Genomic DNA, 6,476 nt, shown 5'->3' on the forward strand with positions numbered 1-6,476 from the left:
TAAACTGGCCAAGATGAAGCCGATGCCGGGCCTCGCAACCGCCTGAAGGGACCGGGGCCCCCGCTCGACCGCTGTCCAAAACGGTCTTTAACCCGGACCAGCAGCGACTTCTTCAACAGAATAGGGTGGAGAGCGGTTGTTCGACCATCGTCGTATTACGCTAATCTGCGACCCGTTCGTTTCCGACGAAGCCAAAGCTCACTCGATCTTTTGTGGCCGCATATGCAACCATCGAGAGGAGGTTCGAATATCGTTCGGTAAAGTCCGCATAATTGTGGGAAGCGCTAGGCGGGTCGAAAAGGATACCGCCGCCTAAAATACGCAGTGCCGACCCCGGCTCTATGCCTGCATGCACCTCAAGCGCTTCCGCATATTCCAATAGCGAACCGAAATCTTCGCGGTCGGGAAAGCCTTCCCACAATCCAGCCTCCTTCAGTCTGCCCTCATACATCGCCATCATTTCAGGTCGAGCCAGTTCCAAAGCGAAATCCATGTAAGCGGCAAACATCTCACCGTCTTGAAATCTGACGACCTCGTAGCCCGCAGCCTCTCTGATGCATGCGAAATTAACGGAGGTCGCTCCAGCACTTGGCTCGATGACGATCTCGATGCTCTGGAGGTAGTCTTCGTATTTGACGGTAAACCCGCCAGGATTAAGGCCACAGTCGAGCAGTCGCTGTTCGATGACCTGTTCCTGTGTCGGTAAAGGTTCGGGAGGAACGTCAATCATCACTGCATCTTAGCGCCAAGCCGAATGTCCGCAATGGGGTCGTTTGCCGAATGGCTGCTTTTCACCTTTGTCGGACTGGAAGCTGACGGTCTGGAGACGGCCCAGAAGTTGCCTGACACCTGCCAGGAAAAGCAACCGGTCAGCAGGGCGGCTACTGCAGGCGGTGCGGGTTTTGGGGCCTAACTGCTGGAGGCGGCCGGCGCTTCGGGCTTTCCACCCACGCTGCTCGCAATGCTCGGTGCAGCAGCATTCGCGTTGATCGTCGCGGGCCGCGGTTTTGGGAAACAACCGCTGGCCGCTGATTCCGTCTTGCAGCAATGCCTAGTGCAGGTGCTCCACCAGGAAGTCGACGAAGGCGCGCACCCGGGCCGGCAGTTTCGCGCCACCCGAAAAGACCGCGTGGATTTCCTCCACATCGCCGGGGTTGTAGTCTTCAAGAAGCGGCACCAGGCGCCCGTCCGCGATTTCGGCCGCCACGCTGAAGGCGCCGACGCGGGCGATGCCGACGTCGGCGGCTGCCAGCTGGCCCAGCGTTTCACCGTTATTCGCCTCGATCGAGCCGCTGACATTCATCGCGTAAGAACGCGCTCCGCTGCAAAATGGCCAGGTCGGCTCGGCCCGGCGAAAGTTGAAGTTGAGGCAGTTGTGGCGGTGCAGATCCTCGGGCGTCAGCGGGGTTCCCGCGCGCGCCAGATAGCCCGGAGATGCAACGATGACGCGCGCGCTCGTGCCCAGCTTGCGTGCGGTAAGGGCGCTGTCGGCGAGCGGGCCGAAGCGGATCGCCACATCCGCTTCGCCTCCGGCGATGTCGGCGATGCTGTCGCTCAGATTGATATCGACGAGGATATGCGGATAGCGCGCCGCGAACGCCCCCAGCAACGGCACCACACACAGCCGTCCGTGCGACAGGGCCGCACTGACCCTGAGCCGACCGCGCGGCGCGCCCTGATCGGCAATCGCCTGCTCGGCCTCGTCCAGATCGGTAAGGATCCGGCGCGCTGCGGCGAGATAGGCATGGCCTTCCGGGGTGAGCGTCAATGCGCGGGTGCTGCGTAGGAGGAGGCGGACCCCCAGTCGCTGCTCGATCCGGTCGACCGTGCGCCCGACCGCGGAGGGCGTCAGGCCAAGCCGTCGCCCGGCAGCCGAAAAGCTGCCCTCTGCCGCCACCGCAGCAAACAGTTCCAGCGCGCGCGTCCGGTCCGTCTGGGAGAGCGCCTTTGCGTTCATATCACAAGTCCTTAGCCTTCTGGCCGGGTTCTTGGCCGATATCCACTCCCCTACCTTTGCTGTGAAAGCCAAGGAAGGTGTGATCATGGAATATCGTCAATTGGGTGCATCGGGGCTGCGCGTGTCGGTGCTGAGCTTCGGTGCCGGCACGTTCGGCGGCAAGGGGCCCCTGTTCTCTGCCTGGGGCACGAGCGGCGTCGAGCAGGCGCGGCGGATGGTGGATATCTGCCTCGATGCGGGCGTGACCCTGTTCGACACCGCCGATGTCTATTCGGACGGCGCATCGGAGGAGATTCTGGGCGCGGCAATCGAGGGACGCCGCAGCGAGGTTCTGATCTCGACCAAGACCGGCCTTCCGATGGGAGAGGGACCGGGCGACTGGGGCGTTTCACGCGGGCGCTTGATCCGAGCCGTCGAGGCATCGCTGCGCCGGCTAGGAACCGACTATATCGACATCCTCCAGCTTCATGCATTCGATGGCTCGACCCCGGTCGAGGAACTGCTCCAGACGCTCGACATGCTGGTGCGAGACGGAAAGGTCCGTCACGTCGGCGTTTCCAACTATCCCGGCTGGCAACTCATGAAGGCCCTGGCAGCAGCCGACCGCCATGGCTGGCCGCGCTTCGTCGCGCATCAGGTCTATTATTCGCTGATCGGACGCGACTACGAAGCCGATCTGATGCCACTCGGTGTCGATCAGGGCGTCGGCGCGCTGGTCTGGAGCCCGCTCGGCTGGGGCCGCCTGACCGGGAAAATCCGGCGCGGCAGCCCCGTTCCGGAAGGCAGCCGCCTGCACGCAACCGAGCAATTCGCACCGCCGGTCGAGGACGAGCGTCTCTACACCGTCGTCGATGCCTTGGACGAGATCGCGGCGGAAACCGGGCGGAGTGTCCCGCAGATCGCGCTCGCCTGGCTCATCGGCAGGCCGACCGTCTCCTCGGTGATCATCGGTGCCCGCAACGAGGAGCAATTGCGCAGCAATCTCGGCGCGGTTGGCTGGTCGCTGACGCCCGAACAGGTGCAGCGGTTGGACGCGGCAAGCGACGAACTGCCGCCCTATCCGCATGCTCCCTATCGCTATCAGGAAGGGTTCGCCCGCCTGAACCCGGCCCTGGTCTGAAGGCGAACCACACCATGAAGCTCAATCCTCCCCTGATCGCGCTTGCCACCGGAGCCTTCGGCATCGGTGTAACCGAGTTTTCCCCCATGGGCCTGCTGCCGCTGATCGCGGCCGACCTCGAGGTATCGATTCCGACTGCCGGGCTGCTGGTAAGTGCCTATGCGGTGGGCGTGATGGTGGGGGCCCCGCTGATGACGCTGACCACCGGCCATATCAGGCGGCGCACGTTGCTGATCGGGCTGGCTGCGATCTTTACCGTCGGCAATCTGATGGCTGCGCTTGCCGATAGCTATGGCATACTGATGGCGGCGCGGATCGTCACCTCGCTCAACCACGGCGCGTTCTTCGGGGTCGGCTCGGTTGTCGCGGCCAGCGTGGTTCCGCCCGGTCGCGCCGCGAGCGCGGTGGCGGCCATGTTCGTGGGGCTAACGCTCGCAACGGTGGTGGGTGTGCCACTCGCGACCTGGACCGGAGAGCAACTGGGCTGGCGCGCTCCCTTCTGGGGAATTGCCATCCTCGGCCTTGTGACCATGGCCGCGCTGCGCTGGACGCTACCGGATCGGGCACCACCCCAGAGTGGCGGAGCACTTGCGGAGCTGCGTATGCTCGGCCGCCCGTCGGTCCTTGCAGCGCTTCTTCTGACGGTTCTCGGCGCGAGCGCGATGTTCACCGTCTATACCTATATCGTCCCGATCCTGCAGCAGGAGACCGGGGCGTCTGTCGGGTTCGTCACCGCCATGCTGGTGATCTACGGCCTTGGCCTGACCCTCGGCAATTGGCTGGGCGGGCGCTATGCCGACCGTTCGGTCGATCGCACGCTGATGATCTCGCTCGCGGGGTTGAGCCTCGTGCTGATTGCCTTCTCCGTGATGGTGCAGTTCGCAATTCCCGTTGCCGGTCTGGTCTTCGCGTGGGGGGTGGCAAGCTTCGCGATCGTGCCGCCGTTGCAGGTGCGGGTGATGACCGCCGCAGCCGATGCGCCCAACCTTGCGTCGGCGATCAATATCGGGGCGTTCAATCTCGGCAATGCGGTGGGCGCGGCGCTCGGCGGAGCGGTAATTGCCGCCGGTATCGGTTACCGTGCCGTGCCACTTGCGGGTGCTGCGATGGCAGGGCTGGCCCTTGCGGCGGTGTTCATCCTATCGAGGAACCGCCCCGCAGCCGGGCCGGGAGAGCCGTGCCCGGATGTCTGAAATTGCTCTCTTATGTTTCTATCGTAGTCCGATGGTGTTGTTACGCAGCTCTTCATTAGCGTTCACGTTCAGAACGTCTGTTTGGTCTCGTCCCATCCCAAGAACCGGACAGTCTGCAAGCGGCTCCCATTCTGCCGCTAGTTGGTGCAACAAATCGCGAGATGTTTCGGAGCGGGCGACACCAGATCACAAGGCTAAAATTGTCCGGGCCAGCGCGCACGCGTCCGCCAAAAGATGTTTGGTGAATACTTGATAGATCGGATGTCGTTTCACCTAACCCATTGAAAAGTTCAGGTGCCCCATACGAGAATCGAACCCGTGTTCTCGCCGTGAGAGGGCGCCATCGACGCCTCTTGCCACCGAGGCCTGGCATTTTTTGGCTGCCGACCCAAGTCGCGCAAAACTCGAATAGGCAGAGGGCAGAATCAATCGGGAGGCCTATGTGGAATTCGCGTTCAACGTAGCTATTGATGCGTTTCCTGCACCAGGTTTGAGTCCGCCGCAGTTCAAATTTTCTTGGGGGCCCCGCCGGGGGCCTTTGGGAAAATCACATCAGAAAAATACCGCGAGATCGTTGTGTTAAACCATCGGTGAGGGTCCTGTAAGCGCACCACCCACCCTCCCTGAAGCGTCCAAAAACCTCGCAGACCCGCAGAAATGCTGGTGAAATTGGTCATTGGTCTTCCGCTCGCGTGCGTCCCCATCCGCCCCCTTCCGGCCGATTTGGGAGCCTCGGTGGGGGCCCCTGGCAAATGGTCAGAGTCGAGGCCCCCAAATGGCGATAAGAGCGTTAGAGATCAGCAGGCTACAGCCGAGAGATTCATCGTATGAAGTGGCCGATGATCGCGCTTTGCACCTTCAAGTTCAGCCCTCGGGTGCAAAGTTCTGGCGATTGAAGTTCGATTTCGAGGTGTCGAGAAGAAGCTCGCGCTCGGGAAATACCCAGATGTGTCGCTCAAGGAAGCTCGTGCAAAGCGTGACGAAGCCCGGCGCCTACTGGCAAACGGTATCGATCCAGCTGCAGCGAAGCGTCAGGCGTTCATCGAGGCGACGATAGGTGCCGCGACAACCTTCAAGCTGGTAGCGGATGAGTACATCGAGAAGATGGAACGCGAAGGAAAGAAGACGGTCCCCATAAAGAAGTCTCGCTGGTTCCGGGATTTGCTCGACCGCGACATCGGGCATCGTCCCGTTTCGGAAATTACGCCACACGAGCTTCTGAACGCACTTCGCAAGGTGGAGCGGAAGGGGCATCACGAGACAGCACAACGGCTTCGTGCCTTTGCTGGCCGCGTATTTCACTATGCCATCGTCACGATGAGAGCACAGGAAAATCCGGCAGACCTGCTCCGTGGTGCGCTCACGGCGCCGCAGGTGAAGCACCATGCCGCTATCCTAGAACCGAGCTCTTTGGCGAGTTGCTGCGCGCAATCGTGGGCTATTTCGGGAAACCCGAGACGCTGATCGCACTTAAGATCGCTCCCCATGTGTTCGTGCGGCCAGGCGAGTTGCGTAAGGCAGAATGGCACGAGTTCGATCTGGAAGGTGCGGTATGGCGTATTCCGGGTGAGAATATGAAAATGGCTCAGCCGCACTCGGTGCCGCTTTCGAGTCAGGTTGTCGAACTGTTGGGTCTGCTTCGAGCGCTTCCAAACGCTGGCTCGTACCTGTTCCCCGCCTTTCATACGACGCAGCGCTGTATGTCCGAGAACACGCTCAATTCTGCATTGCGTCGGCTCGGTTATGGTGGGGACGAGATGACGTCTCACGGCTTTCGCGCCGTAGCGAGCACCCTGCTAAATGAATCTGGCTTGTGGCATCCAGATGCAATGGAGCGTTCACTCGCGCACAAGGACCCCGACCAGGTGCGAGCTGCCTATCATCGCGGCGCGCATTGGGCGGAGAGGGTACGAATGATGCAGTGGTGGTCCGATCATCTGGAGCAACTTCGCGACGGAGCGAAGATTTTCACTCCGGTCTTTCGCCGCGCTCGAATACTGTCGGTACGGCTACGGCCACAATTGGGTCTATTCTGTTGAAAAATTCCCGCTTGCGATGGGCGTGAAGTGCTGATTCAGTGATGCGCAAGCAAGCGGAGACGTTGGTATGATGGGCGAGCGGACGGTGATGCAGGAGGCGCTGTTCTACAGCTTCCGTATCGAGGACCACGTGCCGGTCGATCACCTGCTGCGCGCGATCGACCGGT

At 61.6% G+C, this 6,476-nt stretch carries 6 protein-coding genes; 4 read left to right on the forward strand and 2 right to left on the reverse strand.

Features of this window, described 5'->3' with window-relative positions; genetic code table 11:
* Positions 1-160: 160 nt before the first annotated feature.
* Both ABDJ38_RS16760 and ABDJ38_RS16765 read right to left on the reverse strand, forming a co-directional pair.
* A complete protein-coding gene (locus ABDJ38_RS16760) occupies positions 161-730 on the reverse strand; it encodes a hypothetical protein (RefSeq protein WP_346786285.1) in 570 nt (189 codons plus the stop codon).
* Positions 731-1,051: 321 nt separating this feature from the next.
* On the reverse strand, positions 1,052-1,957 hold the full coding sequence (locus tag ABDJ38_RS16765) for a LysR substrate-binding domain-containing protein (protein WP_346786286.1): 906 nt from the start codon (positions 1,955-1,957) through the stop codon (positions 1,052-1,054).
* Positions 1,958-2,042: 85 nt separating this feature from the next.
* Between ABDJ38_RS16765 and ABDJ38_RS16770 the strand changes: the two genes are divergently transcribed.
* The 4 genes from ABDJ38_RS16770 (at position 2,043) to ABDJ38_RS17020 (ending at position 6,309) form a co-directional block, all read left to right on the forward strand.
* Positions 2,043-3,077, forward strand: coding sequence for an aldo/keto reductase (locus ABDJ38_RS16770; protein WP_346786287.1), 1,035 nt, complete (start codon positions 2,043-2,045; stop codon positions 3,075-3,077).
* Between the two features lie 14 nt (positions 3,078-3,091).
* Complete coding sequence (locus ABDJ38_RS16775; RefSeq protein ID WP_346786289.1) at positions 3,092-4,270, forward strand: MFS transporter; 1,179 nt, start codon at positions 3,092-3,094, stop codon at positions 4,268-4,270.
* A 948-nt stretch (positions 4,271-5,218) separates the two neighbouring features.
* Positions 5,219-5,734 (forward strand): tyrosine-type recombinase/integrase, encoded by a 516-nt coding sequence (locus ABDJ38_RS17015; RefSeq protein ID WP_429771127.1) that lies wholly within the window; start codon positions 5,219-5,221, stop codon positions 5,732-5,734.
* Positions 5,689-6,309: a tyrosine-type recombinase/integrase gene (locus tag ABDJ38_RS17020; protein WP_429771128.1), complete on the forward strand. Its 621-nt coding sequence runs from the start codon at positions 5,689-5,691 to the stop codon at positions 6,307-6,309. The genes ABDJ38_RS17015 and ABDJ38_RS17020 overlap by 46 nt, the downstream gene beginning before the upstream one ends.
* Positions 6,310-6,476: the final 167 nt, after the last annotated feature.

The sequence above is a fragment of the Aurantiacibacter flavus genome (assembly GCF_039710615.1).
GTDB classification, from domain to species: domain Bacteria; phylum Pseudomonadota; class Alphaproteobacteria; order Sphingomonadales; family Sphingomonadaceae; genus Alteraurantiacibacter; species Alteraurantiacibacter flavus.

Coding starts and splice junctions, on each gene's coding strand:
- ABDJ38_RS16765 (WP_346786286.1), bottom strand. CDS start 1,957: ATGAACGCAAAGGCGCTCTCCCAGACGGACCGGACGCGCGCGCTGGAA.
- ABDJ38_RS16760 (WP_346786285.1), bottom strand. CDS start 730: ATGATTGACGTTCCTCCCGAACCTTTACCGACACAGGAACAGGTCATC.
- ABDJ38_RS16775 (WP_346786289.1), top strand. CDS start 3,092: ATGAAGCTCAATCCTCCCCTGATCGCGCTTGCCACCGGAGCCTTCGGC.
- ABDJ38_RS16770 (WP_346786287.1), top strand. CDS start 2,043: ATGGAATATCGTCAATTGGGTGCATCGGGGCTGCGCGTGTCGGTGCTG.